This window comes from Micromonospora arida (genome assembly GCF_042873195.1).
In the GTDB taxonomy this organism is placed as follows: domain Bacteria; phylum Actinomycetota; class Actinomycetes; order Mycobacteriales; family Micromonosporaceae; genus Micromonospora; species Micromonospora arida.
Map to the genome: position 1 here is coordinate 151,009 of NZ_JBIALC010000004.1, position 17,689 is coordinate 168,697.

7 protein-coding genes are annotated in these 17,689 nt (G+C 70.0%); all 7 read left to right on the top strand.

What is annotated here, in order from left to right; all coding sequences use genetic code 11:
* Positions 1–949: 949 nt before the first annotated feature.
* The 7 genes from ACFYP0_RS14895 to ACFYP0_RS14925 all read left to right on the top strand — a co-directional run bounded on the left by ACFYP0_RS14895 (position 950) and on the right by ACFYP0_RS14925 (position 17,423).
* Complete coding sequence (locus tag ACFYP0_RS14895; RefSeq protein WP_386996290.1) at positions 950–1,825, top strand: DUF4132 domain-containing protein; 876 nt, start codon at positions 950–952, stop codon at positions 1,823–1,825.
* Positions 1,822–6,552: a hypothetical protein gene (locus ACFYP0_RS14900; RefSeq protein WP_386996292.1), complete on the top strand. Its 4,731-nt coding sequence runs from the start codon at positions 1,822–1,824 to the stop codon at positions 6,550–6,552. The genes ACFYP0_RS14895 and ACFYP0_RS14900 overlap by 4 nt, the downstream gene beginning before the upstream one ends.
* Positions 6,549–7,667 (top strand): AAA family ATPase, encoded by a 1,119-nt coding sequence (locus ACFYP0_RS14905; RefSeq protein WP_386996295.1) that lies wholly within the window; start codon positions 6,549–6,551, stop codon positions 7,665–7,667. The genes ACFYP0_RS14900 and ACFYP0_RS14905 overlap by 4 nt, the downstream gene beginning before the upstream one ends.
* Positions 7,660–11,106, top strand: coding sequence for a DUF5682 family protein (locus ACFYP0_RS14910; RefSeq protein WP_386996298.1), 3,447 nt, complete (start codon positions 7,660–7,662; stop codon positions 11,104–11,106). The genes ACFYP0_RS14905 and ACFYP0_RS14910 overlap by 8 nt, the downstream gene beginning before the upstream one ends.
* Positions 11,103–12,908, top strand: a complete 1,806-nt coding sequence (locus ACFYP0_RS14915) for a hypothetical protein (protein ID WP_386996300.1) — start codon at positions 11,103–11,105, stop codon at positions 12,906–12,908. The genes ACFYP0_RS14910 and ACFYP0_RS14915 overlap by 4 nt, the downstream gene beginning before the upstream one ends.
* 319 nt (positions 12,909–13,227) lie before the next feature.
* Positions 13,228–14,373, top strand: a complete 1,146-nt coding sequence (locus ACFYP0_RS14920; protein WP_386996303.1) for an exonuclease SbcCD subunit D — start codon at positions 13,228–13,230, stop codon at positions 14,371–14,373.
* Positions 14,373–17,423, top strand: a complete 3,051-nt coding sequence (locus ACFYP0_RS14925; protein WP_386996305.1) for an AAA family ATPase — start codon at positions 14,373–14,375, stop codon at positions 17,421–17,423. The genes ACFYP0_RS14920 and ACFYP0_RS14925 overlap by 1 nt, the downstream gene beginning before the upstream one ends.
* Positions 17,424–17,689 lie beyond the last annotated feature (266 nt).

The following is a 17,689-nucleotide window of genomic DNA, read 5'->3' on the forward strand; positions in this document are numbered from 1 at the left end:
TGACTTCGACACGACGACGGCCGAGGTGGCGGGTTGACCTGTGTGCATTGTCGGATAGCCACGCAGGGCGTCGTGGACAGCCTCGGTGAGCCAGTTGGCCGCATTCAACAGCCGTTGCATCCGGTCCAGGGAGTGGTGCGAGGACTCCTTTACTCGGCCGGTATATGCTTTCACCGACCTGGGCAAACGTGCCTGAGCATGCCGCTGGACCACCGGACTACTGGGGGTCAAGGGGTCGTCGGTTCGAATCCGGCCGTCCCGACAGTGAGAGGGTTTCCGCAGGTCAGTGACTTGCGGAAACCCTCAGTTTATTGTTATCGCTCGATGAAATGGCGCGTAAGGCGCTGCTGGAACCCTTAACTCGGGTGGTTTTGCGAGCCGATCTTGGTTGCCCCCGCGGTGAATCGCCTGGTAGGCGTTCTGCATCGCGTCGTTGTGGTCGCTGCTGGACCTCTTAACGGCAGGCGATTTCGGACAGACAGGACATGTTCCCCGCTGTGCCGCGGTCGGCTCTTTTGGCCGCACTTCGTAGTGCCGACCGCCGACGGCGAGCCGCTCACTGACCGGATGAACTTGGTTGCGAGGTCCCGCCGCAGCTCGTCGAGCTTCAAGAGCTTTTCGGGGCTCCGCCCGCCAGTTCCGTGACCCGTCGCCCTGCCCTGCATTGTTCTGGTTGGTCATGAAGTTGGGGCAGTCCGATAGATCGCGACCGCGTCGGTGCGTTCGGCTTCTTCGAGCATCCAGTCAAGCGTCCGTCCAGGGAGAAGCAGCTGACCATCAGTCTGTGGAGATGTTCTGCCGGCGTGTATCCGTAGAAGGCGGCGTCACCGCCATCGAAGACGGTGACCTGCGCACGCGAACTCCTGCTGCACCCATCGGGGCACGGTGATCTCGAGTGTCGGTCGCGGATGGCAGAATCCCGCTCACTGCCCGGCGGGAGGAGATCAACATGGGCTGGCTGGCGGCCGGTGCCGACTACGAGGTGAGCCTGGAACGCGGGAAGGTGATCGCGCGTAACCGCCAGGGCAGGCTGCTCAAAGGCCTACCGAAGGCGTTGCGTGACACCGATGTGGTCGTCGGCTTGCGGCAGCTCTCGGAGTGGTTGAAGCGGCACGAGGTCTCGTGCCGGCGGGAGGTCGAGCAGTGGATGGTGCGGTCGCTGCCCGTGCCGACCACTGTGATTTGTGAGGTGTGGGCAGACGAGGCGTGGCGTACGTCGCTGCGTGATCTGGTCGTGGTGCCGATCGACGGCGCGGGGCGATGGGAAACCGACCGTGCGGGGCTGCTGCGTGACGCGGACCCCGGGAAGGGGCTGGGTGTGGTGGACCTGGACGGCGAGAGCGGCCGGATCACCGCCGTGCAGGTTGTTCTGCCGCACCCGGTTCGTCTGCCTGATCTGGCAGATCTGCGGGAGTTCGCTGCGGACCTGGGGGTGCGGCAGGAGACGCTGCAGTTGTTCCGGGAAGTCTGGGCGCTGCCAGAGTCACTCGACGAGCGGCGGCGCGACCTGCTCCGATACGCCGGGGGCCGCTACAAGGAGTTGCGCCATGTGCAGGCGCGGACGACGTCGGCAGGCTACCGGGTGCAGGGTGGCGCGGCGTCGGTGCGGGTGTGGGAGGACGGCGTCCCTATGGTCGCGTCGGTGTGGATCGGCGAGGGCGATCCGCTGTACGAAACCGAGACGGGCCCGCTCTATTTCACCGATCCGGAGGGGGAGGCGGTGGCGTTGGCGGCGGTGGGGCCAGTGGCGTGGTCGGAAGGAATGCGAATGGCGGCGAATCTTCACGCCGGACGGTTTGTCGACGAGGACGGTGAGCGGGCGTGAGTGAGGCGCTGTTGGAGGCGGGGGCGATCCTGCCTGGCGGCGAGGCCCAAACCGGACGTGACGTGATGGCCGCGCGTCGCTACACCCATCCGGCGCTCACCGGTCGGACCGTCGTCCGTCTGGCCGGGGCGACCCTGGGCGAGGCTGAGGACCTGTCGATGGAGTTCCTCGGCTTCAGCCGTACCGCCGAACCGACGCCGGTGGGCACGGCCCGGCGGCAGTCGCTCGGGTTTCCGGCCTGGGCGTTGATCAATGACCCGGCGAATGGTCGGCACGCGTTGGCAATGGTCAAAGACATGGCCCGGCTCGCGCGAAGCGCCGCTTCCAAGCCGGGTAACGCCCGAGATGGTTACCAGCAGCTTGCCGCCCGGCTGGGTGCGGCGGCGCCGCACTTCCTGCCGACGTTCTGGGAGGAGGCCGGGCGGGCGTTCCGCGCCGCCGACAACCCCCGGATGGCCGGCGGCTGCTTCGCCGAAGCCCGGCGGGCCGAGCAGGTGCACGGGTTGCCAGTGGACGAGGAGCGGCTGCGGGAGGTGCATCTGGAGTTCGCCTTCGCCGGTGCCCTGACGGCGAAGATGCTGACCGAGTACTCCCGCGCGGTCGCGACGCGGCGACCGGCACCTGAGGCGTACGAGCTGGTGCGGACCCTGGCCATTCGTCGCGTCGCCGGCGGGCTGCCGCCGTACGCCGGGATGGCGGAGGATCTGCGGCGGCTGGCGAAGGCGGCCGGCGTGGACGCCGAGGAGCAGGCCGAGGCGGTGATCCGGCAGTTGCTGACGTTCCCCGCGATGACCCGCTCAAGCGAGGCGGTGTGGAAGGCGTACCGCACACCCCTGCTGCGGCTAACCAAGCATGACCCGGCGGTGCGCGCGCGGTTGGCGGATATCTTCCCCGAGCCGCCCGGCTGGTCCACCGACGTCACCGACTTCTGGCTGGAGCTGCTGGACGCGGCGGGCACGCTCGATCTGCTGCGTGACGAGGCCGCGACGGTCTCCGCGGCGCGGTGGCTGGAGCGGTTGATGGCGCTGCGGGAACGGCGCAGCCGGCGTCGTTGTGAGCGGCTCATCCGCGTCGTGGCGGACCTGGCGCCGCGGCTGCGGGCAGAGGGCCGGCCGGTGACGTTGTGGAGCGGCTTCGCTCACCGGGCCGACCTGGACGTCCTCGACGTGTGCCTCACGGGTGGCGTGCCGGTGGTGATCGACACCGACAGCGGTGCGTTCAACGTGTCTCCCTGGGTGCACGACGTCGGCCCCGGCCGGCGGGACCTGCGCGCCGTGGCCGCCGACCCCAGGTGTCGGGTTCTGCTGGCGCGGGGGGCCGCCGACACCCTGTCGCAGTTGCACGACAGGCAGGGGTCGGGGCCGCTGCCGGCGCGGTTGGTCACCGAGACGCTGGGAACGGCCGGCCTGCGGGAGGTGATGGCCGAGCTGCTCGTCGAACGGGCTGCCCGGGTGTCGAAGGGCACCGTGATCGGCTTGGACGAGGCGCTGTCCCAGCTCGCGGCCGTGTGGTCGCCCGCCGGTGTGGCGTTGGCACCGGACGCGTTCACTGCCCTGGCGGTGGTCGACGTGCCTGCGGTACTCGCCCGGTCATTGCGAGCCGGCCTGGTCGCGGAGCTGTCCTGGCCGGCCTACGAGCAGGTGGCCGAGGACAAGCTCGGCCGACGCTTCGGCGACGCTTGGCCGCAGCTGGTGGTGCACGACAACCGGACCGCCCATGTCGTCGACGTCGACGCCCCGACCAGCGAACACATTTTTCGGTATCCGCCCTCGGGCAGCCCGCACGCGCGCAACTCCCACGCCGACACCACCTGCCGGCTGGTCAACGGACAACTCCTGGTCACCTGGTACAGCACCGACGGCCGGCTCGTCGGCTACTGGTCGGCCGACCCGGACGAGCTGATCGAGCCCGGCCAACCGACCGACCACGCCCTGTGGGGCCGCCGGTCGATGCCGTTGCCATTGCCCGATGGTGCGACGACCACGGGCAGTCGGCCCTGGCACGCCGGGGACACCCGCAGTCCGGCCTCGACGTATCCGGTCGCTGGTGACGGGGTCTCGTTCTGGCGGTGTGAACGGCCCACCGATCCGACGCCCGAGGAGCGGCGCTGGCGGGAGTACGACCCGGCGACGGGCGAGAGCGGCCGGTACAGCCTGCCCGCGTTCTTCGCCGCCGACCTGCCCCCGGGTGCGACCCTCCTCGCTGACCTGTGCGAGTTGCGGCCGGCGCCGGCCGGGTTCGCCTCGTCGCCGCTGGGCTGGCGCGACGGGCTGGTCGGTTGGCGGGTGACCCGCCTGCCGGATGGCACGCAGGTGGGGGAGGGGGTCGACGGGCGGCGGGTGTCCTGGCATTCGAGTGCGGTCCGGGCCAGCCGCAACCCGTTCCACGGCGACGCGCTGGTTGCCGGCCTGCGACTACCGGGCAGCGACGTCGTGTTACCGGTGACCGGGCGGCCCCATCACCGGGGCGAGTTGGAGCTGACCGTCTGGAATTCCGACGGCCGGGAACCGGTGGACCGGTGCCGGGCATCCCGACATCTTCCGCCGCTGGCCTGGTGGCACGCACTGGCCCCGCGGGATGCGTCGGGCTCGGCCCGGCTGCGGCGGCTCGACGCCGCCGACGCGGCCCGGTTGATGTCAATCGACGACACCGTCACGAAGTCCACCGAGATCAACGCGGTGGCGCTGGCCATCGTCACCGAGGTGCTGACGGAGGTGACCGACCCGGTGCTGCGTACCGTCGTGGCGGAGAAGGTGGTGCGCGCGGTACGGCTGCGTCGGCGGTTGGAAGGGGTGCCGCAGCTGTTGGCGACCGAACCGGTCGACGAGACCACTGTCGACGCCGTCGCCGACGATCTGCTGCGCACCGCCTGGTCCGGGCTGTTGCCGGCGCAACGGTTCACCTACTACAGCGGCAGGGCCCAGACGCAGCGGGAGATCCTTCGCCAGGTCACCGCGGTCGCCGACCTCCTCGCGGCCGGGACGGTCGAGGACGTACCGCAGGCCAGTCCGACGTGGGTGGAGGCGCTCGGCGGGCTCGGCGCCCTGGCCGTCCGAGCCGCCGCGCCGGTCACCAGTGAGCAGGAGCGCCCAGCGCTGGCCCAGTTGCTGTCCACCCTGGCCGGTACCGTTCTGGCCGACCCGGCACAGGCGGTGCGGGTGCTCACCGCGACATGGGACGAGGCGCCCGAGGAAAACCAGCGGGTCATTCAGCGCGACGGAGCCCAGGTCACGGTGCTCCTGCCAGAACGCGGCCCCATCTGGTACGCCGGGGGAGGCAAGCAGTGGCGGCGCACGGCCGTGCAGTGGTCCCCGAACGGGCGGTTCACCCCGCCGCCCGGTGCCACCGTCGATGCGGAGACCGTCGCGGCCGGCTGGCGGGGCGCTGATCGCATCAGGGCGTTCTGCCGGTTGCTCGCCGAGCAGGGCCCGGCCCCGTGGCGCGCGGAATGCGTCGACGATCTGGTGCAGCGCACCGGCATGACGCGAGCCGAGGCCGCCCTGCTGCTGGCTGGTCTTCCCGGCATCGACGACTGGCAGGCGAACTTCCTCACCGCCGACCAGCGGCGCATCCTCGGGGTGAACAGCACCCAGGCGCGCACCGCCCGCGACGCGTTGAAGTCCCTGTCGTACGGGCACCGGATCGCGCTGGTGGACGCGGCGATGCCGCAGGACCCGGCCGATCTGTGGCGCAAGGGCCCGGACGTCGACCGTCTCGCCACGGCATGGCTGGCACTGCGCGGCACCCGCGTCGTCATCGGCGAGCAACTGCTCGCCGACGCCACCCGCATCCTGCCCACAAACCGAGCGGCCGACATCCTGCAGACGATCGCCAACCCGGCACCCGGAAGCTGGCTGACCACCGACGGGGAGAGTCAGCCTGGCGACTGGGGCCGACTGGAGACCACCGCCACGAGCGGAACCCCGTTCGACGGCAACCACCTGTACGGGTGCACGGTGGCATTGCTGTGGCTGGCCTACCAGCTGCCGTGGGGCGATCCGATGCGCGATGCTCTGCCTCGGGCGTTGGAGCTGTTGCGGCAGCGGTTGCGCAACCCGCGGCTGCTGATCGGCGCCGGGCGACATGAGGTGGACGAGCCACCCCAGGTGGGACCGGCGCTGGTGGCCGGGCACACCTTCCGGGACGAGGTCGTGCACCACCTCGCCCCGGCCCGCCTCAGCGGACCGCAGGACCCGGCGGTCAGCTTCATCTCCGGCCCGGTCGCGGACGCGCTGCGGCTGGTGCTCTCACCGGACATCGCAGCGGCGCTGTCCACCCCGGACGGCGCCAGCGGCGAACATCGCGACGCCCGGGTCAGCGCACCGGACCTGGTCGACTCCGTCGCAGCTCACACTGGCCTCGACCGGGATTCGGCCGGCTACTACCTGCAGCTGCTCGCCCTACCGAACCCCACCGATGTCAACGTGCGAACCTGGAACGCGTGGAAGCCCGCCACCCTCAAGCACGCCCAGGCGGCGCTGCTCGACTCCGGACTGGTGGTGGCAGGCAAGCGGGAACGCGCCGGCCGCGGCGTCTTCCTCCCCGGTGGCTGGCTTGCGGCGAAGAACCCCAACCCGCCCATGGAGAGCTGGAAGCAGCCGCTGTACCTGTTCCTCAATGGGTTGACCCTGGTCACCCGCACGACGCCGGAGCTGTTCCGCACCGCCTGGGATCGCGTGACCGCCGGTGACACACCCCGCTACCTCGACCTGCAGGAGAAGGCGTGAACGCCCGACAGATCGACCCGCCGGAGCACCTGTACGCCGACGAGCTGGCGTTCCTGGCTGCCGCCGACCGCGGTCCCCGCCCGCCAGGCTGGCAGCTGACCCCGCAGGCGGTGGTGACGTTCATCGCCGGCTCCGCCGGCCGCCCCGTGCACGGGCCCGACGGCCGTCAGGTCACCATCGCGGCGAAGTTCGTGGGGGAGCGGGCCCTCATCGAGCGGTGTGTCGTGACCCTGGCCGGTGAGCGGGGGCTGCTGCTCGTCGGCGAACCGGGCACCGCCAAGTCGATGCTGTCCGAGCTGCTCGCCGCTGCCGTGTGCGGCACGAGTGCCCTGGCCGTGCAGGGTACGGCCGGCACGACCGAGGAACAGCTGCGCTACGGCTGGAACTACGCGCTCCTGCTGGCCAAGGGGCCGTCCCGGGAGGCACTGGTGCCCTCGCCGGTGCTCACCGCGATGACCACCGGTGCCGTCGCCCGGGTCGAGGAGATCACCCGTTGCCTGCCCGAGGTGCAGGACGCTCTGGTGTCGATCCTGTCCGACCGGCGGTTGGTCCTGCCGGAACTCGCCGACGACTCCGTCGCCTACGCGGCTCCTGGCTTCTGCGTCATCGCCACGGCCAACCTGCGAGACCGGGGCGTGTCCGAGATGTCCGCGGCGTTGAAACGGCGGTTCAACTTCGAGGTGGTGCCTCCGATCGCCGACTTCGACGCCGAGGTCGCCCTCGTCACCCGGCAGGCCCGCACTACCGTGGAACGGGTCGGCGCCGCGTACACGGTGGACGAGGCGGTGCTGGAGACCCTGGTGACCGCCTTCCGCGACCTGCGCACCGGCAGCACCGTCGAGGGCTGGGAGGTGGAACGTCCGTCCTCGGTTATGAGCACCGCCGAGGCGGTCGCCGTCGCCGCTTCGATCGGCCTGTCCACCGCGTACCTGCCCGGCCCGGACCCGTTGTCGCTGCTGCCCGGGCACCTGGTGGGTGTCGTACGCAAGGACGACCCGGCCGACCATGCGCGGCTGTTGGCGTACTGGGACGGCGCCCTGCGCCGCCGCGCCGAGGCCGGCGGCAGCCGGATGTGGCGGCAGCTGTGGGAACAGCGCGATGTCCTGCGTGACTGACGACAGCGCAGCTGACGACCCGCGCGCCGCCGTCGCACGTCTGAGCGACACCGGCCGCGTCACCCTGATCGGAGTGCGGCATCACTCGCCGGTGCTCGCCGCGGCGATCCCCGCCCTGCTGGACGCGGCCGCCCCGGACGCGGTGCTGGTCGAGTTGCCCGCCGACATGCAGCCGTGGCTGACCTGGTTGGCGCACCTCGACACCCAGGCGCCGGTCGCCCTGGCCGCCGCCAGCGGTGACGAGGGCGGGCCGCTCGCCTTCTACCCGTTCGCCGACTTCTCCCCGGAACTCGCCGCGCTGCGGTGGGCGCAACGGCGAGGCGTGCCGGCCCACTGCTGCGATCTTCCGCTGAGCGACCCGGTTTGGCAGGAACGCCCGGCAGCCGTCGGACCGCAGGTGAGGGGGTACGCCGACAGCGTGCGAGCCACCCTGACCGGTCGGATCGGAGACGACCTGTGGGACCGCTGGGTCGAGGCGGCGGCCCCCGGCTCGCCGCCCGAGGCGGTACGCCGGTCGGCGCTGGCAGTCGGCTGGGCGCTTCGTAACGATGCCGCCGACGGCATCGGCGCCCTCGATCAGCGGCGCGAGGCGTGGATGCGGCAGCAGATCGCGGAGACCTCCGGCCGGCTCGCCGTCGTCGTCGGCGCCTTCCACGCCCCCGCCCTGACCACACCGGGACACCCAGCACCCACCACACCACCGACACCCGATGCCGAGGCGCCGGGACGTACCCCGGTCATCTCTCTGGTGCCGTACTCGTTCGACCTGCTCGACGCGCGGTCCGGCTATCCCGCAGGGATCCGCGACCCTCGCTGGCAGCAGGCTGTCCACGATGCGCACGCCGATCCCAGCGCGCTGGCCGCCCACCTGCGCGGTTTCGCCGTCGAGATCACTCGGCACCTGCGGGACCAGGGACACCCCACGGGCCCGGCGGAGGCCGCCGAAATCACCCGGCTCGCCCACGACCTGGCCCGACTGCGGAACCTGCCCGCCGCCGGACGCGGTGAACTCGTCGAAGCACTGCAGTCCGTCCTCGCTCAGGGCGAACCGGCCGGCCGGGGCCGAGCGGTCGCCGCCGCGATGCAGCACACCCTGATCGGACAGCGCCGCGGTCACCCCTGCCCGGACACACCCGTCTGCGGGCTGACTCCCGCGACCACGGCTCTGCTACAGCAGCTGCGCCTGCCTGGCCCCGGTGACCCGCCCCGCACCGTTCGGCTTGATCCACTGCGTATCCCACTCGACCAGCGACGAGAGGCCACCCTGCAGCGACTGCTCGCCTGCCAGGTGCCCTACGCCGAGCCCGCAGAGACCACCACGGCCGAAACCCTCACCACCCGCTGGCGGCTGCACTGGCAGCCCGGCACCGACGCCGGGCTCGCCGCCGCCAGCCCACACGGTGTCACCCTCGCCCAAGCCGCCGCCGGCATGCTGAACACCCGGCGCCGCCGAGAGGTGACCGACGGAGGCCCCACCGCCGCACAAGCTGTCGCCGGGCTCGCCCGCGCCGCCGCCTGCGGACTACCCGACGCCGTCGACGTCCGCCTCACCGACCTGCACACCGCCGTGACCGGCACCGCCACCCTCGCCGATCTCGCCGCCGCCAGCCAACTGCTCCAGCGGCTGCACCGGGGGCACATCCCCGCCACCCCGTCACCACCAGCCGGCCTCGACGAGCACCTGACACACCTGCACGCTGCGGCGGTCCGCGCCATTGACGGGCTCGCCGGATCCACCAAACCCGGGGACGCCCGCGCGCTGCTCGACCTTGTCCGGCACGCCGACGAAAGCGGCCACCTGCTGCGCCTCGGCCACGCCGTCAGCCGCCTCGCCCGCGACGGATCACCGCTGATGAGGGGAGCGGCCCACGCCGTCCAGGTACTGCTCGGCATCGCCGCTCCCCACGAGTTCGGCGTGGTCCTGGCGTCCTGGACCGAGATGCCGGCCGTGGAATGCACTGACCGACTCCGCGGAGCGCTCAGCCTCGCCGGCGCCCTGCTCGAAGCCGGTGGGGACACACTGACCCCGCTGCTGAAAACCATCGACGGCTGGGACGACGACCACTTCATCCGCCGGCTGCCAGCGCTGCGCGGCGGCTTCGACGCGTTGAGCCCCGCCGACCGGGACCGCGTTCTGGACACCGTCCGTCACCGCATCGGTGATCTCGACGCGACGGTGAGCGTCGCACCCGGCCTGCTCGCCGACTGGCTCGCCGTCGACCAGTCGGGACGGCAGGCCCTGACCACCCTCGGACTGCCGGCGTGCAAAGACAACCACACCGCCGAGAAGTCGGCTCCACCACCACCCCCGGCAGAACCCCGCCCGGCTCACCGAGCGCACACGCTGCCCGCCGCGCAGCGCTGGCGGCTGCTGCTCGGCCGCCGCCCCGACGACCTGCCACCGCACGCCCGCCGACTCGCCACCGCACTCGACGAGTTGTACGGCAGCGGCAGGGGAGAAGGCTCCCACACCGCCGCCGGACGTGGCGGTGGGCGACAACCCGCATACCCGCAGGTGCGGGACTGGGCCGACGACCTCGAAGCGCTGTTCGGCGCCGCGGTACGCGACGAGGTGCTCGCCCGCGCCGCCGAACGCGGACGCGCCGACGCCCTGCTCACCATCGCACCCGAAGACGTCCGACCCTCTGTGGAACTGCTGCACACCGTGTTGGCGCTGGCCGGCGGGCTTCCCGAGGCGCGGCTCAACCGACTGCGCCCACTCGTCGCCAGGCTCGTCACCGAGCTGACCGCGCAGTTGGCCCGACAGATCCGACCGGCACTGACCGGGCTCGCCACACCACGACGTACCCGCCGACCCACCGGGCGTCTCGACCTCGGCGCCACCGTGCACGCCAACCTGCACACCGCACACCTCGACTCAGACGGCGCAGCGCAGATCCGCCCCGAAAGGTTCGTCTTCCGCAGCCGCGGTCGACGCAGCGTCGACTGGCAGATCATCCTCCTCGTCGACGTATCCGGGTCGATGGAACCGTCCACGATCTGGGCGGCGCTGACCGCGTCCGTCCTCGCCGGCGTGACGACCCTACGAACCCACTTCGTCACCTTCTCCACCGAGGTTGTCGACCTCACCGACCGGGTCGCCGACCCGCTCAGCCTGCTGTTGGAAATCAGCGTCGGCGGCGGCACCCACATCGCCGCCGCCCTGCGCTACGCCCGGCAGCTCGTCACCACCCCCAGCCGCAGCCTCGTCGTGCTCGTCAGCGACTTCGAAGAGGGACATCCCATCGGCGGACTACTGGCCGCTGTCCGGGCACTCGCCGACGACGGGGTGACCCTGCTCGGCTGCGCCAGCCTCGACGACCGGGGTCAACCCCGCTACAGCACCGCCGTCGCCGGGCAACTTGTGGCCGCCGGGATGCCCGTCGCCGCGCTGAGCCCCACCGAACTGGCCCGATGGATCGGAGACCAGGTCCGATGAGCCTGCCCGCCGTCGCACCACACGTCGTCGCCGACGCCGTCGCCGCCCTCCCCACCCGGCTGCGGTCCAAGCTCGACCAGGCTCTCGAGAAGCAGCCGACCTGGACCATCACCACGTCCGACTCTGGCGCGACGATCGTCATCGACGACCACGTAACCGTCACCCTCACCGCCCCGGTCGAAACCGCGGACGGAGCCGCCTGCAATTGCCTGCTCGCACCACGCTGCCTGCACCGAGCCGCGGTGCTCAGCGCCGCACCCGTCCTGACCACGCACCCACACCACCCGGTCGCAGCCGGATCGGACGTGGCCACCGCCGAGACCGTCGTGACCACCGAAGCCGACCCGCCCGATCCCGCCGCCCCATCCGCCACCGCCGACGAGAAGGCCGCCGCCACCCAGGTACGCGACGTCGTTGCGCAGATCCTCGAACACGGGGTGGCAGGCGCCGGCGCGGTCACCCAGGCGGACCTGCTCCGCGCCATCCACCAGGCACGCGCCATCGGACTGCCCCGGCTGGCGACAGCCGCGACCAGAGTGGTTGAACAACTGCGCGCAGCCCGCCGGAGCACGGCCGGGTTCCGGCTGGCCGACCTCACCGAAGATCTGCGCGAGGCACTCATCGTCTGTCACCTCCTGAGCGAAGGCATCGGCGACCAGCGAGCCGCCCGGGGTACGAGCCGGCGCGGCTACGGCCCGGTCGGCGATCTGCACCTGCGCGGGCTATGCACCGAGCCGCTGCGCACCACCACCGGCCACGTCGGTGCGATCAGCTACCTCACCGATGGCGATTCGACCATCTGGAGCCTGGCACAGGCACGCCCCGGCGATGGCGACACAGCCCGCAGCGCCGCTCAGGCAAGCGTGAACCTCGGCGACGTGACGATCAGCCACCGCGAGTTGGACCGCGCCGGGATCATCGTCATCAACGCCCATGCGTCCGTCGACCGGCGCCTCAGTCACGGCAGGACAGTGCAGGCCGTACGAACCACAGGCCGCACCTGGCACGAGGAACCAGCCGACGCCCTCTGGCGGCAACCGATCCCCGAACAGGCCGCCCGCTGGCTGAACGCCTTCGAAGTCGCCCAACACGAGCGGCCCACCGGACACGACCTCGCCTTCCTCGACGGCGTCCTCGCCGCCGACCAGCGAGGTCTACTCCTGCAGACGGCGCAACTGCCGGGGCCAGTCCTCGTCCTCGCTCCACACGATGATCCGGTGCTTCCGTACGTCGCGAATCTGCGCCTGCTCGCCGCCCACGCCACCGGCATGCCGGTACGGATGATCGGGCGCTTCCACGGACCCCGCCAAGTGCACGGTCTCGCCGTTGCCGCGCCCTGGCTGCCGGACCGCTTCGCCGGACACGTCGACCTTGGCGTCGACCAGCTACAGCGCGCCGACCTACCCGACGCCGAAACCACGGAGCCTTCCGGCAGCAATCAACCTCAACCGCCGCTGCACCTCCTCACCCACCATCTGCAACGAGTGGTCGCCGCCGGCCGCGCTGCCCTGGTGCCGGACGTCGACCGGGACGCGCGGGCGCTCGTGGACGCCCAGCTGCCGACAGCCGCATCCGTGCTGCGCGAACTACGGCGCGCGGGTCACCGACGTAGCCGCGACGCGTTCGGCCGCTTGAACCAGCAGGACTCCACCGCCCTCGCGGTGGCCTGGCTGAGCGGTGCGGCCTATCAACACGCCGCAGCGACAGCCGTATCCGCAGAATCATGGCAATCCAACCGGGGTCGCGTGGTAGACGACAATGCTCACCGCGCTGAAGGCCGCGCCTGGCAGCCGTCAGCCTGATGCTGCCAGTGCTATCCCGTGAGTAGCCGAAGCCTCTGGGTCGGGTGCGACGCCGACAGTATTCACGCTGGGCTGAGGCCAGCTTTCTTGAGCGCTCGGCGGCGGCACGCCGACGCCGAGCCAAAACGTAGGACCCGCTCGCGTGAGCAACTCCGGACCGCAGGCACCCTGCGGCTCTCCTTTGGCGGTTTCGGCTCTCTTGCCGCCTAATACCAGAAGCTTCACGTTTGGGCTGCCGGGACACACCCGATTTTCGGCTGGGACTGTGGTCGGCTGAGTTGATGTGCTGCGGTCGATGTATGTCTTAGCGTCACCGCTCGTGCGATTCCTTCACACCTCGGATTGGCATCTGGGTCGCCAGCTGCACGGTCTCAACCTGCACGACGCGCACCAGGCATTCATCGATCATTTGGTCGAGGTTGCTCGCAATGAACGTGTCGATGCCGTGCTCATCGCCGGTGACCTCTACGACCGGGCGGTGCCGCCGCCTGATGCAGTCGGTCTGTGGGACCAGGCACAGACCCGGCTCGTGTTGGAGGCCCGGACGCAGGTGGTCGTCATCGCCGGCAACCATGACTCGCCGGCCCGCTTGGGAGTCAGCTCCCGGTTGCTGGAGAGAGCCGGCGTCCACGTGCGAGTGGGCACAGGTGCTGTGGGCACGCCAGTGCTCCTTGAGGACGAGCACACGGCGGTCGCGTGCTACCCGGCACCGTTTATAGAACCAGCGTCGGCGGTAGCCGCCTGGGGGCTCGAGGAGCGGAGCCATGCTGCGGCCCTGCGTGCCGCGATGGGCCGGGTTCGATCGGATCTCGCCGGCCGCCCTGGACATCGGTCTGTCGTCATGGCGCACGCCTTCGTCTTCGGCGGACAGGGTTGCGACACTGAGCGGGACATCAGCGTGGGTGGCGCGCAGCATGTACCCAGCGCGGTCTTCGAAGGCGTCGACTACGTGGCGCTCGGCCACCTGCACGGCCGTCAGCGTCTAGCCGACGGGCTGCGATACAGCGGGTCACCGTTGGCTTTCAGTTTCTCCGAGGCGGCTCACGTCAAGTCGTCCTACCTTGTGGACCTCGACGCTGACGGGCTGCGTCGCGTCGAGGAGGTTCCTGCTCCGATACCGAGGCGGATGGCCCGGCTCACCGGCAGCGTTGAGGAACTGTTGAACAACCCCGCCTACAGCGCGTACGAGCAGTGCTGGGTCGAGGCGACCCTGACCGACCGGGTGCGACCGTTGTCGCCGTATGAGCGGCTCAAACGCCGGTTCCCGCATCTGCTGAAGCTCGTCGTGCCGAGCCTGACCGCCGACGTGGGAAGCCGGGATCTCGCCGACCTCGATCGATTGGCTCCGGTCGAGGTTGCGCTCGACTTCGTGACAGAGGTACGCGGGCGACCCGCCGACGGCGACGAGGTCGCGCTGCTGCATCGCACCTTCGACGAGCTGCGCCGCTTGGAGGCGACCCGCTGATGCGACTTCACCGGCTGACCATGACCGCGTTCGGACCGTTTCCCCAAACGGTCAGCGTCGACTTCGAGGCGCTCACGGCTGACGGCCTGTTCCTGATTCACGGTGACACGGGTGCGGGAAAGACCACGATTCTGGACGGGATCTGCTTCGGCTTGTACGGAGCCGTACCCGGCTCACGGGACGACGCTAAATCGCTGCATTCCCACCACGCCAGCCCTGTTCGCGGCCCCCGCGTCGAACTGGACGTAACCCTGACCAACAGGCGACTGTTGATCACTCGTACCCCGGAATGGCTACGCCCCCGTAAGCGCGGTACTGGAACCACACGCGAAGGCGCACATGTCGAGATCATCGAGCAGCTGTCGGATCAGACTCAGTCGTTCGTCACCCGTGACCATCGGGAAGCCGCTGACCTGATTACAGCCGAGATCGGCCTCGACGTCCACCAGTTCTGTCAGGTGGTCCTGCTGCCCCAAGGCGGGTTCGCCAGATTCCTGCAGGCATCTCCCGACGACCGGCAAGGGCTTCTGCGGCACCTCTTCGACATCGATATCTTCACTCGCGCCGAGCGTTGGTTGGCCGATCACCGTACGCAACTCGGCCAGCATGAACGTGCGGCCCTTGGCGCGATCCGCGACCTGACGCAGCGCTTCGCCGAGGTGGTCAAGGTAGAGGTGCCCGCGGACCTCGACAAGCCCGATGCCCTGGTCGAGCTAGAGGTGTGGGCTGCCTCGCACCGAGACCGGGTCGGTGTTCTGGTGGAAGCCCTGTCCCACAGCATTGCTGTCGGTGCGGCAGAGGAACAGTGCCTCGACCAGGTTCGGCAGGCAGCCGTAACACTCGCCGGGCAGCAACGCGAGTACCGTGCGGCGGTCCAGCAGCGCGACGAGTTGACAATGCGCAAGCCGGAGCGTGAACAGTGGAAACGCCAGCTCGACCTGGCCCGCGCTGCGGCGGCGCTGAAGCCGTACCTCGACCAGGTCGACCGCCGACAGGGGCATCTTGACCGGCTCCGCCGGACGGTGTCGGAACGCCTCGAATCCCTGCCCGCTGATGTAGCGGTGCTGCCGGGCCATACCTCGTCGCCTGGTCCGGACGGTTGGGACGCCGTCGACGTAGCCGACCTCCACCTCGACGCGTTCACAAGCGCGGAGCAGACCCGTACCGCACAACGTCATGCGGCCGAAGGCGCGATCGACAGCGAGGCGCGACGGACCAAGCTGCTGCGTCAGAAGACGACGGTCAGCAAGAAGCTTGAGGATCTGGCCGGAAGGAGCGAGAAGGTCAACGCCCTCCTTGCTGAGCTGCCCACCCAGCGTGACGAGGTTGCCGCTCGGCAGGAGCAGGCTCTCGCTGCGGCCGCCGGCCAGGCAGCCACCGAACTATTGCTGGCCGAAGCGCAGAAGCAGACCAAGGCGTGCAAGCGTCGGGACGACCTCGCCGGGCAGCTCACGACCGCCGAGGAGGAACGGCGTGCTGCAATCGACCGCCACCAGGACGCAGAGGCCCGGCACCTTGACGTGCGGCAGCGCCGACTGGCCGGCATGGCCGCGGAACTCGCCGGTGAGCTGCGGCCTGGACAGCCCTGCGGGGTCTGTGGCTCCCTGGAACACCCAAATGCCGCCCGGGCCGCGGCCGACGCCGTCTCCGCCGCTGACGAGGAACTCGCCGAGGTTGAGGCGGGCGAGCGGCTCAATGAACGCCGGAGTGCCGAAATCACCGTCGAGCGCATCAACGCCCAACTCAAGGAAGTCATTGAAGCGGTCGGCGACCTGACGACAGCACAAGCGATATCGAAGGCGACGGAGGCACGGAAGTCGGTACGAGTCGCGACCGAGGCAGCGAAACTGGCCGAGGAACTCGGCGCCCAACTGGAAACCCTCGACGTACTGCTGGCCGATCAACGCCGCGAGGCCGCCGAGATCGGCCGCGATGAGGCAGCGGCGACGACCCAACAGACCGCCCTGACCGAGCAGATCACCGAACTCACCGAAACCATCGACGCCATCCGGGGAGAGGACAAGAGCCTGCGGCTACGGGTGGCTCGACTGGTCCGGGAACTCGCTGAGGTCAAGGCCGCAGCGAGCAGCCTGGGGGAGTGGCGACAGGCAGCAAAGGAACTCTCCGAGGCCCACCGTGAGGCGCACCACCACCTGCACCTGTCGGAGTTCGCCGACGCCGTGGCAGCGCGTAGGGCAGCCCTGGCCAACCCCGAGCTGGTCGAACTGCAGAAACGAATCGACGCCTTCGACAGCGAGTACAGCAAGATCGCAGGACGAGTGCAGGACCCCACCCTGCTCGCGGCCGCGCACGAACCACCACCCGACGTCGAGGGCAGCGAACAGGCCTACAAATCCGCGAGGCAACGTGCCACCGAGTTGCATGCCCAGCACGGCCTTGCCGTCCGGCAACACGACCGACTGAAGCAGTTGGGCCCCGACCTGGTCAACGCCCTCGCGCAATGGAAGCCCATCCGCGCGGAGTACGAGATCGCCAATCGGCTCGCCCAACTCGTCGAGGGCAAGAGCACCGACGGCAATACCCGGATGACCCTCTCCACGTATGTGCTGACCCACCGGTTCCGGCACGTCGTGGCGGCCGCGAACACCCGCCTCGGGCAGGTCACCTACAACCGCTACCTGCTGCGCCACGTCACCGAGGCAGATACGGGCCGCCGTGCCGGGCGGAACGGGCTTGGCCTGTCCGTCATCGATGCGTGGACTGGCCAGGAACGCCGCCCGGCCACGCTCTCCGGCGGAGAAACCTTCCTGGTCTCGCTGTGTCTTGCCCTCGGCCTCAGCGATGTCGTCCTAACCGAGGCAGGCGGCACGCAACTCGGTAGCCTGTTCGTCGACGAGGGCTTCGGCAGTCTCGATCAAGAGGCGCTCGATCAGGTACTCGACGCGCTCGACGCCCTGCGCGTTGGTGGCCGCACCGTCGGACTGGTCAGCCACGTCGCGGAACTGCGCAGGCGCATACCCTCCCGCCTACACGTGCGCAAGACAGCCACCGGCTCATCCGTGGTCGTCGAAGCTCAGGTGCTCGACTGAGATCAACGCTGGGGACTCTGTTCCGCCCAGTCGCAGCCGACCACAAGTTTCAACAGTGCGGTCGAGCTGGACGGTGTCGGCCGCCGTGCCGGTGGAACTGTTGACGCAGCGTCGGGGCCGATGGGCAGTTCGGCAACGAAATCCGCCAGTACGGGCGGGTTGACCCCTATTCGCTCACGCACGCTGGCCGCCGCCGTAGCTGACCGTGAACGACCGGCCCTCTTGCTACTCCCGATGACCGCTCTGTGGAATCAACTTGTAACGGT

Excerpts from the sequence above, each read along its gene's own strand:
- ACFYP0_RS14895 (WP_386996290.1), top strand. The coding sequence starts at position 950 with ATGGGCTGGCTGGCGGCCGGTGCCGACTACGAGGTGAGCCTGGAACGC.
- ACFYP0_RS14915 (WP_386996300.1), top strand. The coding sequence starts at position 11,103 with ATGAGCCTGCCCGCCGTCGCACCACACGTCGTCGCCGACGCCGTCGCC.
- ACFYP0_RS14925 (WP_386996305.1), top strand. The coding sequence starts at position 14,373 with ATGCGACTTCACCGGCTGACCATGACCGCGTTCGGACCGTTTCCCCAA.